Annotated in this window: 24 protein-coding genes; 1 reads left to right on the top strand and 23 read right to left on the bottom strand. The window is 47.4% G+C overall.

Annotated elements, in window-relative coordinates; genetic code table 11:
• Positions 1-6: 6 nt before the first annotated feature.
• The 9 genes from C1H71_RS13565 to C1H71_RS20695 all read right to left on the bottom strand — a co-directional run bounded on the left by C1H71_RS13565 (position 7) and on the right by C1H71_RS20695 (position 9,959).
• Entirely contained in the window at positions 7-285 is a 279-nt protein-coding gene (locus C1H71_RS13565) for a helix-turn-helix domain-containing protein (RefSeq protein WP_130107027.1), read from the bottom strand.
• 217 nt (positions 286-502) lie between these two features.
• Positions 503-1,549, bottom strand: coding sequence for a DUF6708 domain-containing protein (locus tag C1H71_RS13560; RefSeq protein WP_130107026.1), 1,047 nt, complete (start codon positions 1,547-1,549; stop codon positions 503-505).
• Positions 1,550-1,623: 74 nt separating this feature from the next.
• Entirely contained in the window at positions 1,624-1,896 is a 273-nt protein-coding gene (locus C1H71_RS13555) for a hypothetical protein (protein ID WP_130107025.1), read from the bottom strand.
• A 17-nt stretch (positions 1,897-1,913) separates the two neighbouring features.
• Positions 1,914-4,508 (bottom strand): T6SS effector BTH_I2691 family protein, encoded by a 2,595-nt coding sequence (locus C1H71_RS13550; protein WP_130107024.1) that lies wholly within the window; start codon positions 4,506-4,508, stop codon positions 1,914-1,916.
• Positions 4,505-5,500, bottom strand: coding sequence for a DUF4123 domain-containing protein (locus C1H71_RS13545; RefSeq protein WP_130107023.1), 996 nt, complete (start codon positions 5,498-5,500; stop codon positions 4,505-4,507). Before C1H71_RS13545 ends, C1H71_RS13550 begins: the two co-directional genes overlap by 4 nt.
• A gap of 17 nt (positions 5,501-5,517) precedes the next feature.
• Positions 5,518-8,172 (bottom strand): type VI secretion system Vgr family protein, encoded by a 2,655-nt coding sequence (locus C1H71_RS13540; protein WP_130107022.1) that lies wholly within the window; start codon positions 8,170-8,172, stop codon positions 5,518-5,520.
• Positions 8,173-8,338: 166 nt separating this feature from the next.
• The gene (locus C1H71_RS20700) at positions 8,339-8,575 is read right to left on the bottom strand and encodes a hypothetical protein (protein WP_188053280.1); all 237 of its coding nucleotides are present in this window, start codon (positions 8,573-8,575) and stop codon (positions 8,339-8,341) included.
• Between the two features lie 493 nt (positions 8,576-9,068).
• A complete protein-coding gene (locus C1H71_RS13530) occupies positions 9,069-9,581 on the bottom strand; it encodes a hypothetical protein (protein WP_130107020.1) in 513 nt (170 codons plus the stop codon).
• A gap of 240 nt (positions 9,582-9,821) precedes the next feature.
• Positions 9,822-9,959, bottom strand: a complete 138-nt coding sequence (locus tag C1H71_RS20695; RefSeq protein ID WP_188053278.1) for a hypothetical protein — start codon at positions 9,957-9,959, stop codon at positions 9,822-9,824.
• Positions 9,960-11,132: 1,173 nt separating this feature from the next.
• Between C1H71_RS20695 and C1H71_RS13520 the strand changes: the two genes are divergently transcribed.
• Positions 11,133-12,602, top strand: a complete 1,470-nt coding sequence (locus C1H71_RS13520) for a T3SS effector OspC family protein (protein ID WP_130107019.1) — start codon at positions 11,133-11,135, stop codon at positions 12,600-12,602.
• A gap of 110 nt (positions 12,603-12,712) precedes the next feature.
• Here C1H71_RS13520 and C1H71_RS13515 read toward each other — a convergent pair whose 3' ends face one another.
• The 14 genes from C1H71_RS13515 to C1H71_RS13455 form a co-directional block, all read right to left on the bottom strand.
• Positions 12,713-13,054: a tyrosine-type recombinase/integrase gene (locus C1H71_RS13515; RefSeq protein ID WP_130107018.1), complete on the bottom strand. Its 342-nt coding sequence runs from the start codon at positions 13,052-13,054 to the stop codon at positions 12,713-12,715.
• A gap of 13 nt (positions 13,055-13,067) precedes the next feature.
• Entirely contained in the window at positions 13,068-13,214 is a 147-nt protein-coding gene (locus tag C1H71_RS20690) for a hypothetical protein (RefSeq protein WP_188053276.1), read from the bottom strand.
• Positions 13,214-13,729, bottom strand: coding sequence for a hypothetical protein (locus C1H71_RS13510; RefSeq protein ID WP_130107017.1), 516 nt, complete (start codon positions 13,727-13,729; stop codon positions 13,214-13,216). The genes C1H71_RS20690 and C1H71_RS13510 overlap by 1 nt, the downstream gene beginning before the upstream one ends.
• 334 nt (positions 13,730-14,063) lie before the next feature.
• Positions 14,064-14,552: a hypothetical protein gene (locus tag C1H71_RS13505; protein WP_130107016.1), complete on the bottom strand. Its 489-nt coding sequence runs from the start codon at positions 14,550-14,552 to the stop codon at positions 14,064-14,066.
• 186 nt (positions 14,553-14,738) lie between these two features.
• Positions 14,739-15,533 carry a hypothetical protein gene (locus tag C1H71_RS13500; RefSeq protein WP_130107015.1) on the bottom strand — a complete coding sequence of 265 codons (795 nt, stop codon included), beginning with the start codon at positions 15,531-15,533 and terminating at the stop codon, positions 14,739-14,741.
• On the bottom strand, positions 15,533-15,835 hold the full coding sequence (locus C1H71_RS13495) for a hypothetical protein (RefSeq protein ID WP_130107014.1): 303 nt from the start codon (positions 15,833-15,835) through the stop codon (positions 15,533-15,535). Before C1H71_RS13495 ends, C1H71_RS13500 begins: the two co-directional genes overlap by 1 nt.
• Positions 15,836-15,843: 8 nt before the next feature.
• Positions 15,844-16,257 (bottom strand): DUF5675 family protein, encoded by a 414-nt coding sequence (locus C1H71_RS13490; protein ID WP_223145867.1) that lies wholly within the window; start codon positions 16,255-16,257, stop codon positions 15,844-15,846.
• Positions 16,257-16,535: a holin gene (locus tag C1H71_RS13485; RefSeq protein WP_130107013.1), complete on the bottom strand. Its 279-nt coding sequence runs from the start codon at positions 16,533-16,535 to the stop codon at positions 16,257-16,259. The genes C1H71_RS13490 and C1H71_RS13485 overlap by 1 nt, the downstream gene beginning before the upstream one ends.
• Positions 16,536-16,607: 72 nt before the next feature.
• Complete coding sequence (locus C1H71_RS13480; protein ID WP_130107012.1) at positions 16,608-16,931, bottom strand: hypothetical protein; 324 nt, start codon at positions 16,929-16,931, stop codon at positions 16,608-16,610.
• Positions 16,932-16,955: 24 nt separating this feature from the next.
• Positions 16,956-17,642: a hypothetical protein gene (locus tag C1H71_RS13475; RefSeq protein ID WP_130107011.1), complete on the bottom strand. Its 687-nt coding sequence runs from the start codon at positions 17,640-17,642 to the stop codon at positions 16,956-16,958.
• Position 17,643: 1 nt separating this feature from the next.
• The gene (locus tag C1H71_RS13470; RefSeq protein ID WP_188053274.1) at positions 17,644-17,907 is read right to left on the bottom strand and encodes a hypothetical protein; all 264 of its coding nucleotides are present in this window, start codon (positions 17,905-17,907) and stop codon (positions 17,644-17,646) included.
• Positions 17,907-22,568 (bottom strand): TipJ family phage tail tip protein, encoded by a 4,662-nt coding sequence (gene gpJ, locus C1H71_RS13465; protein WP_130107009.1) that lies wholly within the window; start codon positions 22,566-22,568, stop codon positions 17,907-17,909. The genes C1H71_RS13470 and gpJ overlap by 1 nt, the downstream gene beginning before the upstream one ends.
• Positions 22,565-23,140, bottom strand: coding sequence for a tail assembly protein (locus C1H71_RS13460; RefSeq protein ID WP_188053272.1), 576 nt, complete (start codon positions 23,138-23,140; stop codon positions 22,565-22,567). The genes gpJ and C1H71_RS13460 overlap by 4 nt, the downstream gene beginning before the upstream one ends.
• Positions 23,133-23,837: a C40 family peptidase gene (locus C1H71_RS13455; RefSeq protein WP_130107007.1), complete on the bottom strand. Its 705-nt coding sequence runs from the start codon at positions 23,835-23,837 to the stop codon at positions 23,133-23,135. Before C1H71_RS13455 ends, C1H71_RS13460 begins: the two co-directional genes overlap by 8 nt.
• Positions 23,838-23,857: the final 20 nt, after the last annotated feature.

Below are 23,857 nucleotides of genomic sequence, written 5' to 3'. Positions count from 1 at the left end.
AATCTCTTAAATCACCTTAGGGCAGGCATCGGTAAAAATACGAGGGCGTCCGGGGCGAGCTCCGTCCTGAAGTCCTACAATACCAAACTGGCTCCATGCATTTAGCCAAGTGTTGGTTACATCACGACCACCCCCAAAAATCTCGATGAGCTGAGAAATTGAATAACCTTTTGAGTTCAACAAAACAGAATGTGATCTTTGCCGAAGGCGATGCTGATGGTTATTTTTGTAAGCATCTTCTAACTGAGTCTGCTCTGCTTCTGTTAAAGGTTTTATAAACTTCATGACTAATTTCAACTGGGTAGATTCGATATTGTGGCATTTGTGTAAGTATTATGTTTTGTAGGAAAACTTATACTCGGCGACTTACACGATAAGCCGTGGTGGTAGCCGTTGGAGTCATGAGCTTTTATTTTTTTAGATGGAATTGAATGATTAATCTAATTGCAGCGACTCCTGCTTTATTTGCTGCTATCGCACAAGGCGATAGCAGTGCTAAGATTTATTTTTTAGGCAGTAATGGCTCTCCCCACTCGGCACGGATTTCTGGAGGGAATGGGGCTTCGAATGCGGTTTTATGCGAAAGCCAATTAAAGGTTCCCCATAGGGAATAAAAAGGCCCCGTGATTGGGAAGAATATAAAAAATATCGGTACAAAAATAGGGTGTTCTTTACACCAATGTTTAAACCTAGATCCTAATGGGCAGACCAGCCCCATAGATTGCCACCAACTATTAGGGGCTGCCTCGGCTAAAGACTCGCCAGCAGGCAAGGCCGGGCCGTTTTTTTCCATATAGGCATGTAGATAGGCCCATAATGCCTGCACGGAATATTCACTCATGACCAGTGGATTACCAATGGTAAAGAAATCAACAAAGTCTGGTATTGCTTCGTGCTTTAGCATTTGATCCCAGGCTTTATCATGGTCACTTTTTGCGACTTGTTTTTGTGCAAAGTCAGGATCTTTAATCCCCACCCCCAGGGTGTGAACCGTCGATGGTAATTGCCCCAACATCACAACTTTTGAAACATAAACAAAGATTAAAGAATCCCAATCGTATTCAATAATTACGGTAGGCCAAGCATAAAATGGATTACGTTTTTTTAAGCTGTTTCTAACGTAATCGATAAGACCAGGTATGTTTCTAAAAACACGGTAAACTTTTTTCTTTTTTCTATCAAAAAACAAGCTGTCGTTTTTAAGTGAAAACATATCGGCTCTTAGCGGATATAACCCAAAATGAAAAGCAACCATAACGGAAAAAACACTGAATATGAACATGACCAATGCCATCAGAAAAAGAACTACCCCTGCACCATTAAAAAACCATGTGAAAAAATAGGCGCTATACATCATCAGTGGGAAGACCCCAAAAATGATGAGCATTGCAAACACAGTTACAAGGCCACGCTGATAATGTGTGGTACTGGCCAGCTCAATAGCTGCTGGATAGATCGTTTTAACTTCGCTCAGCGTACTGCCACTTTGCCGCGTGGTTGTTTTCTTATTCAGATATGTGACGATGCCTAAGCTGGATGAATTGATCAATGCTGGCGGGTATTCACCTTGCAGTACACGATAAGCCGTGGTGGTTGCCGTATTTAATGTCATTTTTAATAAGCTCACGGATATTTAATCGAGGCGGGTGCAGATTTATTTACGGGCGAAGATTTATTTGCGGCCGAAGGTTTTTTTTCTTCATATTTAATTTGAGGTTCAGATTCAGATTGACTGCTCATTTTTAAAGCCTTAAACAAAGCTTTTTCCTCTTCTGCCGATGTACTAAACCTATTTGCCTTACCAAAAAAGCAATCTTCGGCCCAATCCTGTAGCGCGGTAGGCGTAAGCATTGCAGAGCCAGAATATAAAAGTACACCCAGCCCCATTAAAACCAAGGCCCAGCCAGTTAAGCTCAGGCCCAAAATAGCAATCCCCCTTCGGTGGCCACCGCTGTGGCAGAAACAAGCTTCCCTGTTCGCAGCCATATAATCACCACCTCAAAAGTTGCCCCGATACCTGCTCCTGCTCCAGTAACATATAAAGCACTAGTGCTTCCCCACGCAAATGATGAGTTCATATCATTGCGCTTAAACCGCTCCCCCGCAAAAACAAAAGCCTGCACACCATCCACCAGCAAAGCCCCCCAGCCTGCAAAGCCACCTAGGGCTTTCAGCCCCATAGTAAAGACACCATGCTTCGCAAATTGCGCGGCAGCAATGCCCGCCAGCTCCCCTGTAGCCCCAACCGTACCCGAGCCATTGCTGGCAATGCCAAACCAGGCATCGCGCAAGGCTTTTTGATCTTCTGGGCTTGCAGCGGCTAAAGATTGAAGGCTGCCATTTAAGCCCAGCATTTGCAGGGATAAAAAGCCGATGGCAATGCGGCCTTCTGCCTTGATAAAGACCGCTTTACTACCACGCCAGCTGTTTTCTTTTAAGTTATATAAGGCTTCTTTGGCCGTCTCTGCCACGTGCCTTTGCTGCGCAAACATCTTGCCAAAATCATCTGCGGATACCTTTTGTATCCCCGCTACGCCTTGCGCGGTTAAATTAAGCTTAGAGATATTTAAGGTTACTTTTTCAGCGTCTTTTAGGGCCGTGGCGCTTTGTGTAGCTTGTTTCAGCTTATCGGTATCGGTAAGTACATGCAGCTCGATCAGGCTTTGATTGCGCATGCTATTCATCAGTTTTTTACTTGGCGTATAACGCTTACTAGCAAGTAATGCAATCGCCTCATCAAAAGGTAAGAACACACTGACTAATAGGGGCCGAGGCTTGATCTTGGTTTTATCAAGCACACTGGCCAGAATATGCTCCATATTCTGGCCAAGCAAACCCATGCCAAGCAGCTTGCGTTCTATGGTTTTAAAGCTGCTGTGCTGACTGGCGTAGCCCACCGCCCCGCCAATCAGTGCCGTAGAAACCCCCTGATGAAAGCCAAATACCGCCTCATTCAGCCAGCTAAACTTAGCATTAAGCTGCGGCGCAAGTAAGTCTTTGAGTAGGTTATAGGTTTTGGCTTGATTATCTTCGGCCACATATTCAAACACTGATTTTTGATTAGAAAGCTGCGCACGCAGCATCACCGCATCTAGATCAGTGATTTTTTTAAGCGCCTGCTGATACGCCAGCTCGGCGCTGCTAGGCCCCATACTGCCCCCGCCGTAAACATGAAAAGCCTCTTCGCTATAACAAGTCCCCGCGCTATGGTGGGTTTGCTTAGGATCGTTCGGATCGTTCTCATCAAAATGCAGGGCAAAAAAATCAGTCACGTTTTTTTGAGATGCAGCGGCGTAATCATCATCGTATAAGGTGATGATCTGTTCCATCTCTGCCATTTTTGTATCGTACTCGAGCATAAACTGCGCACGTTTTGGCTCATCAAAAAAAGTACTTAGTTTTGCCCAGTCTGTTTGGGTGCGCTCATTAGCCTTCGTCTTACGAAGTGCATCATCTTCTAGCTGATAAACCTCTCCCATACTTGCGGGTGTAACAGGCTGCCCCGCATGAGCTGGCTTCCATATGGTGTCTTTTAGGCTAGGTCGAAAAGAGGGGTTAAGTTTATTTTTATCATATAGCGCTTTATTCATTGGGCCTAAACGTCTTTGTGCCCCATCGAATAAGGTGGTTCCAGTCTTCTTATAATTATCCTTACCGATGCAATTTTTTACCCCAAGAAGAAAGCCTGAGCATATGACACCTCGGCTGTAAGGGGCGGCAACTTCATTTTTTCTTACCAGCGCCCGCATGCGCAAATGATTTAGCTCGGCAGAAACCGCCACTGGGTCATGCAGGGCAAACACAAGGCCTTTATCTTTGGTCTTGGGGTGCATATTGCCAAATTGCTGCATATGGCCATTCAGCTGAGCTAGCGCATCTAAGCCATCTTTAAAGGGGAAGTAAGGCTCCGCATCTTTGCCCGGGCTGATATTGCGCAGCGCATATTCAGCAACAAATTTACCTGGGCTTTCTGCCTTGGCAACAAATGCATTATCTGGTGCTTTTCCGCTATCTAAGTAGGCTTTAACATCAAGGCATTGCATGACTTTGGGATTGGCTTGATTGGCTTTTTTTAGCTTGTCATTCCATAAGTTGGCGCTATACGCCAGCCATATTTTCCCCGTTTTATGCGCTTGGGGAATCGTCAGCAAACGTACTTTATGCAAATGGCCGAGTTTATTACAAGAAAAAGGCTCTGCTAAATAAAAGGAGGGATGTGAGGCAGAGTAAAGCGCCCCTTCTGGCGTAATCCGGTAAATATCCCAGCCATCTTTTTTGCCTGCTGGCGGGGTTTCATAAAACACGTATAAATAGCCCCGGCGCAGGGTTCGCAGTACATAGCGCGATTGCTTAGGCGTAGCAAGCTGAGCCGCTTTTTGCGCAATGGCGTGCGAAAGCAGCTTTGCACTGCCAGGTGGCTGTAAATCTGCTTTATTCGCAATCACGGAGGGGCGCACCAATAGAATAGGCAGGCCACTTTTTTCACACGCTCTACAGGTATCCGTCATTGGTTTTCTTTTTGTGGTGAGTGCAGCATGATCTGATCCCATTGGCTTGCTGTGATTTCAGCCAAGGCGGTATTCAAAGGCGTTTGAGTTTCTTTGGCGTTTTTAAAAATGGCGCTCATGGATGGATGCTGCCAAAACTGCGGATATTGATCCGCATAGAGGGCAAAGGCCACTTGATCATCGATTTGCGGCCAGCCCAATTCCCTAACCGTTTTAACCCATAGCCGTGCATTTAAAAACATCTGGGCATAGGGGGCTGATCGCGTGGCATACCATTGCGCTAATGTTCGGTTGATCGCCTCGGCATCGAGGATGGCTTCTGCTTCATGGGGCTTTAATGCTAGCGTTGCTTGGCTGCCCCCAGTGCTTTGTAGATGGGTGACTCTGCCGTCAATCGATAAAAAATACCAGTTAGCAACAGGCCCAAGCCACAGATGGATGCGCTCTTCACCCAGCAGCGCTAAAAGTAAGGGCAATGTTCTGGGGTCAGCGGCTCTTAAATAGCGCGTGCCTTTTAGCCCCTTGATTCTTTGCTGCATCATTCTGACTAACCATGCCGCCAGCTCTTCACTACCTGCATGGCTTTGTAGCCAAGCGCATACAGGCAGCCCACCAAAGCCCCTATCTAGCAATGCCAGATTATTTTCTAAGGCAATCTGAATAGACTCTGCAAATAAAGGGTCTTCTTTACCCTGCAATTGCACTAAATAGGGCAATTGGGCATAGGGCAAAGATGGCTCGCTAAAAATCAGCATAGTGATGCTTCGCCCATCCCACGCTGCTGTGCGGGAGTCTTGCAGAGTAGGCGTGTTTTCTAGCGGCGCAGCATCTGGCCCGCCATCCAAGGGGCGTGGCTCGCCCAGCATGGGATCAATCAGCAGATAAAAAGCGCCGTCTTGTTTTGATGATCCAATTTGTGCAGCTAGCTGCGTCATATGGGTCGGCTCTATCGCCAGTGGAGGCCATGGGTCAAACAGTACTGTGTTTTGCATTAGTTTTGGCCTGTGTATCAAAGAACGGCTGCGCCGCCCGCAGCGGCATCTTTCATTTTTTGTGAACAATCCTTGGCTTTAACAAAGGGTACAAATTGGGGCGTTAAGCTCGCTGGCCCGCTCATATCATGACTCGCGCCTTTAATACTTACTTTCCCAGGGCAGTGAATCTCGATATCACCGCCTTTTAGCCGGATATAGCCGCCACCCGCGGTCATCAGGATTTCTTCTTTGGCCGAAATGTTGATCAGCCCTTTGCAAGCCGTCACTTTTAGGTCTTTATCGCCGGTGATTTCAATATCGCCGCTTTGCGCTTGCAGCTGGATTTGGCCTTTGGCGGCAATCAGTTTGAGCGCAACTTTGTCTTTTACCCCAGCTACAAATAGGCTGATGTGCTGGCCTACGTTATGTATCCAGCGGCGGCCGGAGGTTTGGTTGGTATCGCGCTGCGCAACCAAATCTAAGTTGGTGCCTGCGGTAAGGGTTTGGCTTTGCGGGCTGGTGATGGCCACGCCGTCTTCACCGTGTAGCAGGATGATATTCTGCTGGCCTGCTTGATCTTTGGATTTGCTCTTACCATCTTTATCGGTGTTGCTGCCCGCTTCAAGGCTTTTGCTGGCGTGAATATGATGGTGCAAATGGCCTTGGCTATTTGCGTCACCCACGCTATTGTCCGGATTAATCGTTTTATTGTCTTCGCCGGTTTCTATGCTGTCGGCAAGCTGGTGGGTGGCCGTTTCGCCTAGGCTTTGGGCCAGTGAAAATGCTGATTCAAGCTGGCTTTGCGCGGGTGTGTGGTCTAGCTGCTTGCCGCTAGCGCCACCTTTGGCTTCGGTACTGATGAGTAAGCCGCTGGCGCGAATCGCACCTTGTTTGTCGCTGCGTAATTCAAAGCCTTCGCCGCGTGCTTCGCCTTTGCCATCGGTGCGTGGATGGATCAGATAGCCAAGGTTAAGCTGGGTTTTACCGTGCTCGCTAGATAATTTAGTGCGCACTTCATCCTTGGTATCATCAAACAGCAGCTCGCCATATTGGCCGCCTTCATGCTCTTTGGTTTTGATGCCAGATAGGGTTTTGTTGGCAGGCAAAGCGCCAGCACCGCTAAACGCGGGCACTGAATGGCTGCCGTTATAAACAGTACCTGTTACAATGGGGCGGTCGATATCACCTTCTAAAAAGCTTACAGTCACCTCCTGGCCCACTCTAGGGATGAACTGATGCCCAAAGCCTGCACCCGCCGATGGATAGGCGACGCGTATCCAGCAGGATGACTTATCGTCGAGGTTGGCACCAAACTCTGGGTGTTCCTGAGCACGCTGCCAATGTAGCTGAATTTTTATGCGGCCGAGCTCATCCGTATGCACCTCTGATCCGGCGGGGCCAACTACCGTGGCGGTTTGTAAGCCTAGGCTGGTGGGCTTGGTAAATTCTTGCCCGATCAAATGGCTAAAATGGCTAAGCACAGGCTGGCCGCGTCTTTGCGCGGTGAAGTCCGCTTGGTAAGGCGCGTTATCTTTGGCGGAAGTGGCAAGCAGGCTAGGTGCAACTAAGCCAAGTTGCTGGGTTAGATCTGCTGGAAAATTATTGTTTGCGGTGAATTTAAGCTCGGTGATGGCGAACTCTCGCTGCTCCGCGTTATCCCACTCGTGCGCAGGGTGATCTTCTAAGCGGAACCATTGCCCGGCTTGTAAGCTGCGTAATGTGCCAGAGCCGGTAAATGATTTCTTTTGCGCATCCATTGCGTCTTGGCGCAGCTTGGCATCATTATTGAACTGGTCTAAATCGCTGGCGTAGTAATGCGTTTGCGGATCGTAATATTCTAGGCTGGCCTGAATTTGCTGCCCGCCATCTCCCTGATCAATCGCGCTATCGCTTGAGCTGTGGCTGGTATTGCTGGCTTTGTAGTCGTAGCTGGCAAGGGAAACTGAGCTGCTGCCAATTTGCCGCTGGGTATTCCATTGGGTAAGAGAATCACTTTCCTCCGTACCTGACGCACGATGAAAGCGAGCGATGGGCTCTAAAGCTTCGGGGATGGAGAATACATCATCAAACACCACCAGCTGCACTTGCGGGGAATCACCCGCCAAATGCTCGAATCGCCAAGCCAAACCACTTTCTTTCATTAATCGGCATAAAAACGCAAAATCGTCTTCGCGATACTGTAAGCAGTATGAGCGCGGTGGATATTCGCCTGATAGCTTGAAATCCAGCGTTTGCACGGAGGCAAACACAGGATTCTTGGCCTGATGCTCGGCCAGTACCTGTTTCACAATATCGACTGGAGATAAATCCTGAAAAACGCGTGAAGTACGCCGATACCTAAGCAGCGCAAAAGGCGGCTCTACGGTGAGGGAATATTGAGCGAAGCCCCCATCAGAACCTAATAGCTGCGCCTGACTAACCACCCCACAGCGCTCAATCGCATCGCCATTGGCGTTTGCTATAGACAATACCACCGGCAAGCCTAATAGCGATTTAAGTTCTAAATCGCCATTGGAGGATAGGCACTCAATTTGATAGCGATAAGCTTGGCAGATCCCCTCGCTACCTGTTACGCGCTGTGGTAAGAGCTGCTGGCCCCATGCCGCACCATCACCTAGCTGAAGAGAGATAAGACGCTGCTCTTGATTAAAAGCAGAGGCGAAGGAGGCAAGCAGATCACTAAGATTCATGATAAATCAACGATATATGGCGAGCGCAAATATTACATGAAGCTTTAAACCGCCTGTTTTATGATTTACCTTATTTGTGCATATTCACTAATACATCAGCCAATTGGCGTAAGTAATTACCCGCCATCTAAATTAAAAGCCCACTATGCACACTCCAAACTCCGTCTTACCAATCGGCAATCGCGGTTAAGTGCAGATGATTGGTGCGTAGCTTGGTTTGGGTTTGGGTTTGGGTTTGGGTTTGGGTTTGGGTTTGGGTTTGGGTTTGGGTTTGGGTTTGGGTTTGGGTTTGGGTTTGGGTTTGGGTTTGGGTTTGGGTTTGCGCTGGGCTGAGCTGGGCTGTAGCCACTGTTGCCCAGTGCGATATGGGTGATTTTTGCTTAAAAACTAGCCTGGGTTGCATTAAAAAACGCCGCCAAACCGGCTTCGGTAATGACAGATTGTAAAAGTGCGGTCGTCATCAACAGGCACGATTGATCACCACAAATGAGCGGCCATCATCCAGCATGTTCATGCGTGATCGAAAAGCCTTATCCGTAAAGGAAACAGGCTGAATCTGTGTATGACTAGGCTTAGCCATATTGGCCTCCTGCAGATAAAAAAACGCCCCAGAGCAATGAAGCGCCAGGGCGTAAAAAAGAAAACATTTTTTATAATACTTGTAACAATCCAATTTACTTTATTTAATTAAACAATATTAAATACCGTAAGCATGTCTAACCGACAAGAGATAATATTTTTTAACACATTTAATTTAATAGAAACAATAGCAGCATATACATAATGGATTTAATTTTTGCAGCGTTTTTCAATACAGTGACATCTTCTTATCAATATTCAGTACTTATTCAAGAGTCACTTTGGCGCGCAAGCATATTTTTCCACCTAACATAAGCTTAAGAGCTATAAAAGTTTTTCAACCCTTCATCAAGTGTCTTATTGGCGTTTTCTGTATCACCACGTCTAATCATTTCATCTACATTTTTTAATGTTTTTAGACAAACATCACTGAAGCTAGGATCGTTCTGTCCAATTGTTGCCATTTCTCCAACCTTAGAGGTTAACTGTCTACAAAGAGCATCATTACTTACAAAATTCTTAATGGTACTCTTTAATCCCATATTTACCAATGTAAGATCAACCGCAACGCTTCCACTGTTACCTTCCATTATTTTTTTCGTTTCATGTTTATCCAAAATTAACTCTAACTTATGTCTTGCCAAGTCTCCTCTAACATTACTTATTTCATGCCTCAATTCACTCATATAACCGGGTGTTATTCCTCCAGGCAAATTTGATACACTTCTTAGCTTTTCCGAAATTTTACTTATTGTTTTCTTGGAAACGTCATTGTTAGCAGCCTTGCACCTCAAAGCCTCTACTAATGAATGATTGCTTTGTATTTTCATGATTAATCCTGAAAATAATTAAAATAACAAAACCAATAAAACATATATTTCAGATTTCGATCATTCATCAGTGGTCCTGAAAGTGATACCTGCTTAACGAAGAGCATGATTACTCTAAACTTAATAATTATTAATTTCAACCTCCTTAAAAAAATAGCATCCATTAAACCGCCTCACTCGTCAGCTGCCCATCCCCCTGCTCCCTGTACGCGTATTTCATCAGGCTAACTTCTCCCGCGCTCACGTCGCCTTTGGCTTCAATGGCCCCCCCAAACTGGCTTTCGCTCCGCCATTGGCTAAGTGATTAATGGCTGCGCCTACCGTCAGATTCTGGGTCACGATGACATCATCGGCATCTAGGGTCTGTTGACGTTTCATTCACCATTGCGCTGAGCCGGAAAACGGCCAAGCACAAGGCATGTGACGAAGGCAATAACGAGTTATTTCCGAGGAGCATAACCCAGTGAATAACCATTTTCCGGCAAGCCCCGTACTGCCTCGGAAAGTACCAGGGTGCCCAGCGAGTACAAGAAAAAACAGGACGTCATTGAGCAACAAGCGCCACCTATAAGGAGAAAAACTGACACAGTTTCAATCTTTTTTGTAATAAAAACTGTGTGAATGCCCTTGACCGATTAATCTCTTCCCAGAGAAAATTCATGTCAGGCATCACAATAGATCGTCAAAATTTACAGGCTCTTACATAACAGCCTTCACAAACTATTCGCGCTTACCCATAAAAAAATCAGCCAATATAATGTAATTAAAAGGCTGCAAACGCAGCCTTCTTAGCAAGAATAATTTCTGAATTAATTAGCGATTCGGCTGTGGGGTTAAACGCAGATAAGGCCGTACAACTCTGTAGCCCTTTGGAAAGCGCTGAGCAATTTCATCTGCATCTTGCAAGGATGGCACAATCACAACATCATCACCATCAAGCCAATCTGCCGGTGTAGCTAACTATCAACAAAGCTAATCCTGATTATGTCTATTGCTCAGCCAAGCGCCCATACAGCGTGGTTTGGCTTGAGTAAGGCATGCAGCATATGTGGACTAATAGCCCCCCAATTCAAAACCGTTCAGACCATCCGAATTCATGCCATACGGATTGCTAAATGAAGGGGACCTAAGCAATAGACATAATCAGGTTTGCAATAACAAAATATGCAATTAACACACACTCTATTTATTCAATATAAGATATTTCCTATTGTCCCATTTACAAAAAAATAGTCCAATTAATGAAATGCAACATGCTTAATGCATTGGCTAAATTTGAGCAGGAGAGAGAGTGCAGGTAAGTCTTCAACCTGCGCTAGCCAGAGGGAAAAATAGGAGAGAAAAATACTGCATAAAAATAAATATACTCTGCCGGCGCTACCAAATGATAAAAATACAAGGTTACATAGATATGAAATTAATGAGCGAGTTAATATATACGCTATATAAAAATTAATACATTTATACTAAAAAACATTAGGGGTATTACATTTATAACAAAAACATCATTAACAATAATTAATTTCATTAAAAACATATATAGGTTATCAAATGATAAAATCAACCACACTATCAAACATCGTTCCGCAACAAGATTGCGTTCAACCCAAACAGGTAAGTGAAACAAGAATAGAAAAAACTAATGAAATAAAGAATATTAGTTCTGTTAGTAATTCACCTATGGAATTTTCAAAAAATAGAAATTTAGTTGAAAAAAGTGCTAATACTATTAAAAACTTCCTTAAAAAAGCCATAGCTGCTCAAAGCTATAGCAACATGTTCTCTAAAGGAGCCTACTTCAAAGAATTAGGCATTGAAATGGAGGAACCAAAAAATATAAAATCCTCATTTAACTCACTACAACATCTGGATAAAATATCGAATACTTATTTAAGTAAAATAAAACAAAAAACAAAAGACCTAACACCCGATGAAAAAAACTTACTTAGTAAGATAATTGATACAAAATTACATTTCAGACACCAGAGCAACTCAAACCTTTCCAATATTATGTCCCTCGACAAATTGCAGCGTGATGGCATAGCTACTGCAAAAAACACGTATTCAGAAGATGTAAGATGTTTAAGTAATCAAGACTTCGTTTTTTTTGGAGTTGAGTTCTCGGATGACAAATCAAAACTACCACTTAATTCAAAACATACTACGGTCGACTTTGGGGCTATCGCATACATAACTGACGACCAAAATCCTTACGGTTATTTAACATTAACCGATCACTTTGATAACAAAGTACCACCTGCATTTACTCATGAACATAAAGATTTCATATCTCAATTTTCTCAAGTTAGAAACGAAATAGAAAGGTATGTACATGGAGAAAATGGCCGACATGATATACCTATTTATAACGCTAAGGACTTGAAGGTTGCGCTGGGACTACATCTTATCGATTTTTTGAGAAATAGTACTGATAACAAATTTAAGGAATTTGTCCTAAATAAAAACCTAGGGAATAAGGATTTAGATAGAGTCCTCAACTTTGTATTTCAACCAGAGTTCCATATCCCACGAATGGTTAGCACAACCAATTTTAAAAAAGTTCAGTTACGAGAAATAAGGTTGGGCGAAGCAATTAGTGCATCTAACATTGAAGAGCTTTCTGCCCACATAAAGAACAAGGACGATGCATGTAAAGCAATGGGAATTGCCATTAAAAAATCAAAACCTGATATTGTTGAATATTTGTTTTCAAAGTTCAATTTTAGCAAAGAAGATACACATAAAATGTCGTCATACGATGGCGGCATAGCATACATTCTAAGCGATAAATCTTCTGACAGTAGAATACTAAAAATATTTCTGGACCTTAAATTGGTAGAACCTAACAAGAAATTTACAACCGTGAATAGTGGAGATACCATGCTGGATAATGCAATCAAATACTCAAAAAAAGAAATGATAAGTATTTTACTTGAGCATGGCGCTGTTTGCGGTAAAGAACTAAGAAAAAATGAATCGAAGATGAAGGAAGTTAATATATTAAACAATAAAACCAAATAAATAAAAAAATACTATAGCCACTTAGCTTAAAAGAAAACCTGCAACAGCAGGTTTTCTTTTAAGCTTTATCGTCGATCAGTTTTCTGCCAAACAGGCAACTCTTCTGCCGGCTAGGCCTCTGCAGCCCCACCGATCACCTTCACGGCTGCTGAAGATAACGATGACAGCACTTCATACTTACCATGCAGTGATTCTAGCCGCTGATTGGTATAGCGGCGCAAACTTCCCCATGACTTATGGCCAAAGACCATAGCCACTTCCTGTATTTGATATCCAGCCTCAAACAGTCGGCTAATACCCTCATGCCGCAAGTCGTGAAATCTCAGGTCCTCAATGGCCAGCGCCTTGCACATACGAATAAATGCTGCACCAACAGAGCTGTGGTTATAAGAGAAGATGCAGGGGTCTGTCTTGGGCTGGCGCTGCAAAATCTCCCTCGCATTGCCAAACAAAGGGATTTCTTGATCATTTATTTATTTCGTTCTTGGATGGATCTTTACGTTGCCGGACTAATAGAGTGTGCTTAGCTTCATGTACATCCATCCACAAAGCCTTGCAGATTTCTTCTTGCTGCATGCAAGTGCTGATGGCAAAACGAATAATATCCGCCATCAGCGGCGTTTTGCTGTGCTGAAAAGCTTTCGGTTTATATACCAATAGCTCAGCCAGTTCATTCGCCACAACTCTACGCTCACCCCAATGCCGACCCCAGATAAATAACATCCTGGGTAATTGTAGAAGGGCCAGCCCCCCTCACCCAGGCGCAGCTTGCAATGGGCAATCACATCTGCGGCGGTTAAATCACCAATCCATTTTTTAGCAATAGGCTTTTTGATCAGGTTTTCCATGACATGACGCTTGGTCCTGCCAAACTTCTGCACTTCCCCAACTTCATCAATATAACGACGTAATAATTCACTAACGAGCAGCTTGGCAATTTTGTGCCATTCCACTGCTCCATCACCCTTTAATGCCTGCTCTAACTTTGCTGCCCAATCCTTTACCAGCTTTTCTTTCGAGAATGTTTTGGCCTCAGAATAAATTATCTGACCGCCGCGTTTGACCCGAACCTGTGCGCGATAGGACAATGAACCATCAGCTGCCTTTGTTTGACTCATTGTTGCCATTTTTTCCTATGTGCTACACGAGTTCTACAGCGGTGCTACATGCACCACCACGAAGCAAAATTCGTAGCATCGGTAGCAAAAAACAGCCCCAAATGCACAATAATTAATCAATATACAAATAAGTAGAAACAATGAATACGCAAGAAAATCAACAAGTTACAGATATAAAACCTAGCCGCCGTTATTCCATTGCACCGATGCTGGATGGGTTCAACACATAATAAATAACAAGTAAAATCATAGAGTTACAAACAACAAAAAACACGAATAGGATTTATTTTCCTATTCGTGTTTTTTTTAAACCTTGCTTATACTGATCCCATAATGAATGGGATCAGTACCCATCCGCTAACCACCCCTGCAGCGCCGTCAATTGCTGCTCGACTTCTCTGCAGTAACCGGCCTCGATGCTGTGTTGCTCTGCAACTTCAGAGAGCTTAACCCCGCTGGTTTGTGCATCAGCAGCTCTGGGGGCGTCGGGCGGATTACCACTGTTTGCGGCGTTCCACACGCTGACAAAGCCATTGTTGATAACAGCAGCAGCATCGTTTTCTTGAGTAACATAGATCGGAACCTCTTTGATTATGGTTTGGCCCTGCTCGCGCACGATGCGCACTTTATCGACGTATTTTGTAACCACCTGCACCGTGGCCACGGCGTTATTTAGCTGCGCTTTGTTCACTGTCTTTTCTGCATCGGCGATCGCTAAATCCCACTGCGATTGAACGCGGCCAGCGCCGTAGTGCCAACCTGTTGCCATACCCAGCGCAAAAAAACCAAACAGCAGCGCTAGGCCAAGTAAACTTTTTTGAATAAATGTCATTTTTTGCCTAAAAAAAGAGCGCCCACATAAGGCGCTTGTATTGATTGGGTTACCGCAATATGACTCACCGCTTTACCCACTAAAACTGTGGATAACTAATTAATCACCACCGCATCGCAAAACTGTTGGCACTCTGACAATGTGGGCGGGATCAGCCAATGCGATGGGAAGTGATTGTAATTAAATTCATAACAGGGCCACTCCCGACAAGCTGGCAAGGTATTTTTCATACAAAGCCAAATCAGATGCAGATGGTGCAGCAGCAACGGCAATTAAGCCGTATATGCCACCACCCCAATAAAAGGCGCTCCCCTCTATTGAGCCAATACGAATAGGCGTTGCCACTCCCGCTCTGCCTGCGGACACCGCAGTATTTGAACCTCCATTGAGCCGCCCCGTTTGGCTTGCCAGTGCCCCGATCGACGACAATACGAATGGCGTGTTAGCTGCCAGCAAGCTGCCGACTGGAACTCCTCGCCAAGCGCCACCAGCATTGGAAGACCATGTTTCTAAGCCACCAGCAGGGGTTTTGTACAAAATCCCTTCTGCCGTCGTATTTCGTTTACTGGCAAGTGCTTGGTGAGTAGCCGTAACTTGAGTGTTAAAAAACCCGCTACCAATCAGCGCTAATTCATTACTCGGAGGGGAAATAGGGCTAGCTAACGTATCGTTCACCCCGTCAAATTCCCACCATAGCTGGCCAGTCGCAGCAGACACTCCCCCCGTCACCACTCCACGCCTAAGCAAAGGTTTATTTGCGGTTGTTGCCTGCGTTTGGTGTGTGCCAGAAGCCAAATCCCGCACATAGCCCACCTGCCCATCGATCGCAACACCACCAGAGCCGTCAGCCATCAACGCATTATCTGCTAGCGATGGCACCCACAAGCTGCCACCGCTTAATCTCAGCCGCTGAATCACCTGATCCTGCAGCGTGAAAAATTTATCGAATAATTGAGCGCGTAAAACGGTTTTAACTGGCATCAGTGCCCGCCTCCCTCAATTTCACCGCTCACAACAAAACCCACACCGGATAGGCTTAGCTCTAGAAAGGCGAAATTAGCTGGAATCGTCACCGCCCCGCTTGTTCCTGCTGCCAGCGTAGACGCAGGGGCTACAGGTACTTTTATTGCTGTTGACGTGCCCACATTCACAGCAACCGTAGCATCACCGCCCCCCATATTTTTTAACATCAGCACCGCCCCAAAACAATTGCGGGGCAATACCAATGCGAAAACACCGGGGCCGATGGCCGTGGCTTGCCCATTAAATTCAAAAGCTCTCACGGCAGCCCCTATTTAATTTCAAGCGTCACGGCTTCTTTACGATCCAGCGCAGCTTTGATTTTTGTAAAAATCGCATCGTAAGCAATGCGCGAGCCGCCGACTTTATTCAACCAGCGCGCATTCCCCACCAGTAAGCAGCCTTCGGTATCCGCTGCGCTATTGCCGCAGTGGATACGGATACCATCAAAGCCTTTCACACCAGAGAGCAACGGCAAGGGCTTTTTAAAGCGGGGACTGTATGTAACTGTTAGAGGGTAAATCCCTCGCGGGATTGCCGTCTGGCCGTAGATTTTAGCCCCGCCTGCTTCTAGCTTTCTGTCTACGTCTTCCAGCACAAAACACTGAAACACACCATCGATCGACAGCACGCCGGTTGTGGACTCGGTAGTAAAGAAATCGCGTTTTAGTAGCAGTTGCATCATCACCTCTTCAGTTTTAAAACTTGCTTCTTTAGCCACATCTCAAGGAACTGAGCGCCGGTAATCCCTAGAGCGCAACCGACGGCCATGAGCGCCAGCGGTGGCAAATCCGGGATTTGAATCAGCAACGCACCTGCCACCGCCGTGGTGGCACTACCCAAAATTGAGCGGCCAATCACCAGGCGAACAGTCAGCTCTTCTTGAGAGACAAGCAGCTTGCCTAGGCCAATCGCGGCCCCCAGCAACAGCAACCAAACCAGATTTTTTTCATGCTCTTGCATAGGACTCCAAAATCCATAGACGTAAAAAAACCCGCCAGTGCGGGGTTCTATTTTTTAAATATGCAAAGCAGGCTAAAACTGAATTAAGCCTTTAGCCTTTAATGCTTTAATAATTTCAGCAGACAGCAGTTGAATGACCGTTTGCCCAGGGCTAGCTTGTGCTGACAAAACCACCACCGCTTCATCGGCAGGTAAATAATGGTTTTGTGTGCCAATACTCACCATACCCGCCGCGCCGTTATCAACCTGCACATTGACATATGCAGTAATTGATCCACTCGCATCAATGGTAATCGGGCTGACACTATAGCCAACGGGCTTGCTGATCATGGTCAGCGGGGCTGGTAACACTGGCACCGCAGGCGGCTGACTAAGTATATTTTCTGTAATGTTCATTGCTTTCCCTTGTGAGTAAAAAAACTAATAATTTGTAACATCAATCACCAGCAATTGATTGGGCGAACGATTGATATTCTTCCATGATGGATTTGGTTTTTTCTGGATTGATACACCCGTAACCACCGAATCGCCCACTAAAGCGAATCGCCCACCTCCACGATCAGAAATCGAAACCCCTGGCAAGCGAGATTCAAAACGGCCATAGCCCGGCGGCAAGCCTTCATCGTGATATTCAAATTTTGCGGAATACCCACCTGATATCACACCAGCCAGTGAAGCAACGGCTTCAACCGTCCCCTCCGGTGGTGCCATAGCCACAACCCGCATATATCGCTTCTCAGAAGAGAACACGATCTGACCATCTGCCGACCGAATGCGCAGACCACAGCCACTTGGTGCATATTGCAGAGGCTCAGCAAACACATAAACCGTAAACGACTGCCCACCACCGCTTGTATAAAAACGGTGAACACCGCCATCTTTACGCCAGTACGCCACTCCTCCCGTATTAGGCGCGGGGGCCAGCGCCAGAATGGCGTTTTCTTCCCCTGGCAAAGCAGAAAATGAAGCCACCCCTTGCCCCGCTTGGCCCCATGAATCCAGCACGCTAGTAAGCTGAACTTTGCGCCGAAACTCTAAATTTTTATAATTAGAGTCAATTTGCAGCACGCCGGATGGCGTAAAAACCCGTAACCCTGCCTCTGCCATATCAAAATGATCCGTAGTAAATTAAGCCGGAATAACTCTCCCCGGCAGACCATGACACGGTATTGCCGCTAATCGTGATCGCGGGCGGGATAATGTAGGTATCATCGGGCACAAAAACCGCCCAGAGTTGATTCCCCTGCAGTAGCGGTGCCCAAGCAGTACCACTACCTGCCACACGCACCGAACCTAAAATCTTCGACACGCGATCGGTCATATCAAGTGTCAACCGCCCCTGTTCGTCATAAACCCGCAGCCCTTGTGCCATTAGAAAATACCCAGATCAACACGGCGCACGCCATTGCCATCAAATACCGTGATCAGTTGATTGGTGATCTGCATATAGCCCTGCCCTGCGTTTTTAGATTTCAAATTCACTTCGCATGCTTCAATGGCAGATGCCCGAATCGTGCCATTACGCACCTCAAGATTGCCATTCAGAACGTCGTAATGAAAAAACGAGCCATTGCCATAGTTTGGATTACCCAACAGCATGCCGCGCTCTGAAATATGAAAACCCGTTTGCCCAGCAGCTGGCCAGCTCCAGTAATTAGAAAAATTACTGCTGCAAATGGAGCCACCACCATCAACAATCAGGTTGCCGGTGCGGGCATTAACGGACTGCAGTGTGTCTACTTTTAGAGACTTTGCAGTGATCGAGCCATCTACAATCAGCTCAGCTCCAAACGCCCTTTCCAGACGAACAGCGCAGCAATACTGAGGATTTGCGGTTGATCCACCACCAGAATATTGCCCCCATACTCCAATACGACACAGACGTGCATTACTAGGAATTGGCCGAGACGTATCTAAACCAAACTGAGCGCCATATCGTGTAAATCGACCTCCAGACACCAGACCTCCGTGAGTGTAGCCAGACAATGCACCACCCCATCCGTTAGGAGCAATCTCTACCCCTGCTGCGTCGTAAAAAATAATGTAAACATACATATTACGATCGGAGCCCGCCTCTGCGCCAAGTGCAGCAGTTAACCTATAAACATGACTTGGGTTGATCGGCATCGCTTTTGCCGTATGAATACGTGTATTAGGCGTATCAAACCGAAAGTAATTTCCCTCTGCACCATCCCACGACGACGGCCCAACAATGGCACCAACGCCGTTTGCAATAACCCAAGTTCCAGGTAAAGACTTATCTGAAAAATTAGGGTCTGGATTGATTTCGCCACCACTGGTAATCAAAACCTGATCGGCGGAAATGATAAATTGACTTACCGATCCATCATTAAACGCCTGCACCCCAGATAGTTTTTTACGCCCATCAGTAGTGGCTTCAAGCACGACACCCCACTTAGATGAAACCTTGCCATCAAGCGCCGCCTGAGCATTTTTGATTTCCGTCACGCTAGCAGAAATACCATCAACAGCAGTTTGACCAGTGCGCCACTCTGACGGGCCAGCAGCACCTTCTGTAACCCCTTCAAACATTGCACGGGTAAAGAAGTGCCAGCTATCACTAAAGGGCGGTAGCGTGCCATCCTTACCAATTACTGTGTTGACTTTCACCGCACCAACAGGGGCTTTTCTCAATAGGAAAATACGCTTGTATCCAGATAACAACGCCCCACCAAACGAATTACTCGCATCTCCTGTATATAGATTGATGGACTCTGCCCCTCCAGCGGCTACAGGGATCAACTTCCCAGTAGCATCTAAAAACTCAAGGCTAACCCAGCACCGCGCACGATGCGCCCCCGAAAAAACCGAGAAGCAATAGGTTTTCCCTGCCTCTACAAGATGAGTTTGATATACCCACGTCGGTGAGCCTCCAGCAGCGAGCGTATGCAGGTAGGCTGTTTTCGCCGCCGTAGCAGGCAGAACTTGCCAATCGTTACTAAGACTATGCCCACGGGCTAAATTGACGCTATCCCCTCCGACCTGCCAGCCAAGCAAAGGCACGGCACTATCATTAACTGAAAGAAAATCAGCATTAATCAGCATATTGCTGCTAGAGCCCACCTTAGCCAGCTTGGCCTCCAAAATACTCACATCGCCAATCGATGCTTTCCCGTTCAGATCTTGCACAGCCTGCGTAACCCGCGCCTTTAAATCCGCCTGCCCTTCAATCTGCCAATCCTGCAAAGTACCGGCAATTTTTGCTGCATCTACCGCCTTGATCAAAACCGAATCAATTTCGCCCGGCTTCAACCCTTCCAACAGCTTAAGTGGTGTACACGCTAACTCTGAGGAAATATTCAGACCTGTTTTGCCAAAGGCGTCATAAGCCGCAGCACGAACATAGACCGGCACGCCACCGGCTAATTTCTGCCCGCTGCGTAGCGTGGTAATTGGCACTTGGGTATTTGGCCCGTCGTAAACCAAAAAGGTGTCATCTGCCGTGCTAAAGCCAGTGTTAGCCGAAGCCCACACTTTCAGACCTTTAAAATCCAGATCGGCAGGCGCAGCGCAGCTGAAAAGCACCGCGTCATAGCCTGCAGTCATCAGCAGGCCATTCAGCGCAGCCGGTACCGGATTAGTGGCCAACAATGACGACCACGGCCCCGGCTGAGCTCGGGTATTTTCTGCCCGCACTTTCAGCGTAACGCTACGCCACGGGCCACCATCGGCCAGCATCGATTCAGCTAGGTATTCAAAGTGCGCTACATCGCCGATGAACAACTGACGAATCAGCACGCCGCCGGTTGTTCGCAATTCCACTGTATAACCCGTGGCACGCGGCACCCGATTCCATTTAGCCCGCAAGCCGTTACCGGCAAATGGCTCGATCAGCGTCAAGCCGATTACCGCCGCAGGCGGGGCAGAATCGCCCTGCATGGTGTAGCTGGCCGCCGTCATTCTGGCTGACACACCCATTGCACCCACAGAGCCCACCTCTACATCGACTAGGCCAACGGGTACATCGCGGATTTCATAGCTGGCATCACTAGGATTAGCCTCGCTCCAATTGCCCGCGCCAAAGCGCCAACGCACACGGTATTCTCGTGCGCCTTGCACCATATCCCAGCTTAAAAGCAGCTTTACCGTGATTTTTTCTGCATCGTTTTGTAGCAGCTCTGCAAAATTAATCACGGCAGGTGCAGCGGGGATCACCGCTGCAGGTGGACGTTTTACAGGCTCTAACCGCAAGTTTTGCTCTACCCGTGCATATTTATCAGGCATATGCAGCAGAGCTGTTACCGCAATTTGCCCAGGCTCCGTCTCAGCAATACTCACTACCCGATACAGCACCTCTGGCACGGTATCACTCGCCAAAATCCAAACGGCTTGCGGCACTGGCACAAAGGGCAGCGGATTTTGCAGTGTCAGCACATTGCCAACCACGCCAATTACCACGCCCTCTGCTAATGTGCCATTTGGCTGCACAACTGTTAGCCGCTCGACCCCACCCAGCGCCTCGTAGCTATCTACCGTAACTTTTGAAGCGGTAGCGCTGACAATACGGCCACCGGCCCGCTTGGCCTTGCGTAGGCGATCAGATACTTTAATCACGGTGCCGGGCAGAATAAACGCGCCATCTAAGCCACATTTAAACGAAACAACTTCGGATTCCATCGCCTCGCTATACAGCAACCAGCGCCCCAGCCGGTGCGCTTGCCCGCGAGACGTGCAGCCAATTGCGGCGATCTCCGCCTGACGTACGCCAAAACGCCGGATACCCTCATCATCCGCCACGTATTCAATCTGGGGCCGGTACATATTATCGGGGTCGTTCCACGTTACCAGCGCCACAGTATGGCGGCTGGATGCAGATGCACCCTGATACTCAAACCGGCCATCAATCACATTGGCATTGGTGAACTGTGCCTCTGCATCGGCAGGCGCGTCTTGTGTGGCAAAGAGCGAGCCAGCCGCCCAGAAGCTAATGCCCCGAAACACGCTGGCCAAATCTTGCAGCACGCGATAAGCATCTTGCCGCGTTTGCAAATACACATTGCAGGTAAAACGTGGCTCAGTACCGCCGAAACCCGTAGCCACTTTCTCATCGCAGTAGCGGGCGATTTCGTACAGCGCCCATTTATCCACGCTGGATGCAGGAATAAATTGCCCCAAGCCATAGCGAGAATTGAGCACTAAATCATAAAAAACCCATGCCGGATTATTGCTATACGCTGGCTTAAAACTGCCGTTCCAAATACCGTTATAAGTACGCGCCACCGGATCGTAATTGCTGGGCACTTGAATAATCAGCCCGCGCATATGATAGGCGCGGGTGGGAATGCTATTGAACTGGCTGGAATCAACCGACAGCGCCACCAAAGCGCTATTGGGATAGCGCAGCTTGGCATCGATGATTTCGGTATAGCTTTCCCAGAAAGTTTTATTCTGCAGCGCCACCAGTGCGCTATCAGGGGTAATACGCCGCACGCGCACTTGCCACGGCGCAGCGCCGGTTAGTTCGACACGGTAACTGCGTACATACTTGCTCACGGCCTTGCCACGGATCGTGTCGCGTTTTTTTTCTACCCACGGGCCACCAGCAGATTGCACATCGATGGCGACTTCAACGGCAGTACCGTTTAAATCCCCATTGCTGGTGTTTTGTGCTGACAGATTAGGAAACGACAAACGCACCCGCACGGCATTCACACTGGGGCTGATAATGCTGCGCACTAGCGGCACAGCCACTTTGACCTCTGCGCCAACCTGAATTTCATTTTCTACAGCAGGAATGCCGGGGATATAGCCTTGGCTTTGTGTGCCTGTGCGGGTATCCACTGTAATGCCTGTAAAATTAGGATTACCGGACGGATCTTGCAAAGGGACTTCATTTAAGTAAATGGATTTCATGCCATTGACCAGCCCTTGAATCTCTCCCTCAGAGATTAAATCCAACACCCGCGCCAGATCACGGCTACGTAAGCTATCCGGCGCTTCTACTGGCGTGCGCCCGCCCTCATCCCCACCTTTGCCGCCACCACCGGCACCAATAATATCGCGTGCGCTCATAGGGCTACATCATCCGTAGAAATGCCCGCGCTGATGACAGCAGAGCCCACAATCAACTCGCCATACAGCACCGGCACGGGGTGGCCTTGGGCCGTGGTATTCACTGCCCCCGAAAATACAGTAGAAGGCTTGTTGCCAGGGCGCTCTTCTGGCGCATCGGCAGTGCGCTGTGGCGAAAGCATTTGCACGACACCACCAATAATCATGCCCACACCGGCAGCGAAAATACCAGCGGCCACGGGGCCGGACCAGAACGTCATATAACTCACTGCAATTAAAATCACCCCCATTACAACCTGCAATACACCTGCCTTAGCTCCACGCAGCGCTGGAGCAATACGAATCGCCGCAGAATCAGGATGCGGGTCATGCAGCTGATCTTTATTCAGATCTTTTTTACCCACCAGTACGTGATACGCCGCACCGGCCTGCGCCTGTTTGGTGAACCAAACTTTAAAGCCCGGCACAACGGCCATTAGCGCACGGACGGCTTCTGCTGGGTTTGCAACGTCCAAAAAAAAGCGCCTGCCAAACTGGCGGCGCATTGCACCGTATAAAATGATTTCACGCATATCGAACCCTTTTAACCGTGACTTTCTGCCAGAAACCGCCATACACATCGCGGCCAGACAAACGCCCGTGGATATGGTGCATGATGATGCCGTCACCTAAATAAACCGCGCCGTGATTGGGTTTGTCTGCCCTGATCTGCATCAAGATCACATCACCAATCTGCCAATCATCTACATCCTGCACCTCAGCAAAACCAGCTTCCTTGAAATGATCCATGTAAAGATTGTCATCACCCAGCCACCAGTTATCGCGCCGATTAAAATCAGGTAAAACGATGCTGCGCTCTTGGCGATACCAATCACGGATTAGCGCGTAGCAATCCAGCACGCCATGCACAAAGGGTCTGCCCAACAGCGGAGCCTGATAATCATCAGGGCACAGCAACTGATGCCCAGAAGGCGGGTGGCTCACAATCAGCCACGGCAGGCCAGAAATATTGCAGCTAACGCGATCAGCGGGGCTAGGCTCTGGCGATGCATTGGGGTGGCTATGCACCACCGCCAAAATCTCGCCCATATCTTCAGCCTCGGCCAAATCCTCGGCAGCCAGTACAAAGTGCTCGCTGCCCTGGGCACGGTTTGGGTAGGGCAAATAAGCCGCACCATCCGCCAGTGCTACCACTAAGCCACAGCATTCACGCGGAAACTCTGCTGCAGCATGCGCCGCGATCTCTTCCATGATTTCAGCGCTAAACATATTCGGGCTCCAGAATGCAA

The organism is Iodobacter fluviatilis (assembly GCF_004194535.1).
Classification (GTDB): Bacteria; Pseudomonadota; Gammaproteobacteria; order Burkholderiales; family Chitinibacteraceae; genus Iodobacter; species Iodobacter fluviatilis_A.
The sequence above is the reverse complement of the archived record's forward strand: the minus strand, read 5'-3'. Positions and strand labels throughout refer to the sequence as shown.

What these genes read in the sequence shown, in the direction of transcription:
- C1H71_RS13565 (WP_130107027.1), bottom strand. Translation starts at nt 285, where the DNA reads ATGAAGTTTATAAAACCTTTAACAGAAGCAGAGCAGACTCAGTTAGAA.
- C1H71_RS13550 (WP_130107024.1), bottom strand. Translation starts at nt 4,508, where the DNA reads ATGACGGATACCTGTAGAGCGTGTGAAAAAAGTGGCCTGCCTATTCTA.
- C1H71_RS13545 (WP_130107023.1), bottom strand. Translation starts at nt 5,500, where the DNA reads ATGCAAAACACAGTACTGTTTGACCCATGGCCTCCACTGGCGATAGAG.
- C1H71_RS13540 (WP_130107022.1), bottom strand. Translation starts at nt 8,172, where the DNA reads ATGAATCTTAGTGATCTGCTTGCCTCCTTCGCCTCTGCTTTTAATCAA.
- C1H71_RS20700 (WP_188053280.1), bottom strand. Translation starts at nt 8,575, where the DNA reads ATGCAACCCAGGCTAGTTTTTAAGCAAAAATCACCCATATCGCACTGG.
- C1H71_RS13530 (WP_130107020.1), bottom strand. Translation starts at nt 9,581, where the DNA reads ATGAAAATACAAAGCAATCATTCATTAGTAGAGGCTTTGAGGTGCAAG.
- C1H71_RS20695 (WP_188053278.1), bottom strand. Translation starts at nt 9,959, where the DNA reads ATGAAACGTCAACAGACCCTAGATGCCGATGATGTCATCGTGACCCAG.
- C1H71_RS13520 (WP_130107019.1), top strand. Translation starts at nt 11,133, where the DNA reads ATGATAAAATCAACCACACTATCAAACATCGTTCCGCAACAAGATTGC.
- C1H71_RS20690 (WP_188053276.1), bottom strand. Translation starts at nt 13,214, where the DNA reads ATGGCGGATATTATTCGTTTTGCCATCAGCACTTGCATGCAGCAAGAA.
- C1H71_RS13510 (WP_130107017.1), bottom strand. Translation starts at nt 13,729, where the DNA reads ATGGCAACAATGAGTCAAACAAAGGCAGCTGATGGTTCATTGTCCTAT.
- C1H71_RS13505 (WP_130107016.1), bottom strand. Translation starts at nt 14,552, where the DNA reads ATGACATTTATTCAAAAAAGTTTACTTGGCCTAGCGCTGCTGTTTGGT.
- C1H71_RS13500 (WP_130107015.1), bottom strand. Translation starts at nt 15,533, where the DNA reads ATGCCAGTTAAAACCGTTTTACGCGCTCAATTATTCGATAAATTTTTC.
- C1H71_RS13490 (WP_223145867.1), bottom strand. Translation starts at nt 16,257, where the DNA reads ATGATGCAACTGCTACTAAAACGCGATTTCTTTACTACCGAGTCCACA.
- C1H71_RS13485 (WP_130107013.1), bottom strand. Translation starts at nt 16,535, where the DNA reads ATGCAAGAGCATGAAAAAAATCTGGTTTGGTTGCTGTTGCTGGGGGCC.
- C1H71_RS13480 (WP_130107012.1), bottom strand. Translation starts at nt 16,931, where the DNA reads ATGAACATTACAGAAAATATACTTAGTCAGCCGCCTGCGGTGCCAGTG.
- C1H71_RS13475 (WP_130107011.1), bottom strand. Translation starts at nt 17,642, where the DNA reads ATGGCAGAGGCAGGGTTACGGGTTTTTACGCCATCCGGCGTGCTGCAA.
- C1H71_RS13470 (WP_188053274.1), bottom strand. Translation starts at nt 17,907, where the DNA reads ATGGCACAAGGGCTGCGGGTTTATGACGAACAGGGGCGGTTGACACTT.
- gpJ (WP_130107009.1), bottom strand. Translation starts at nt 22,568, where the DNA reads ATGAGCGCACGCGATATTATTGGTGCCGGTGGTGGCGGCAAAGGTGGG.
- C1H71_RS13460 (WP_188053272.1), bottom strand. Translation starts at nt 23,140, where the DNA reads ATGCGTGAAATCATTTTATACGGTGCAATGCGCCGCCAGTTTGGCAGG.
- C1H71_RS13455 (WP_130107007.1), bottom strand. Translation starts at nt 23,837, where the DNA reads ATGTTTAGCGCTGAAATCATGGAAGAGATCGCGGCGCATGCTGCAGCA.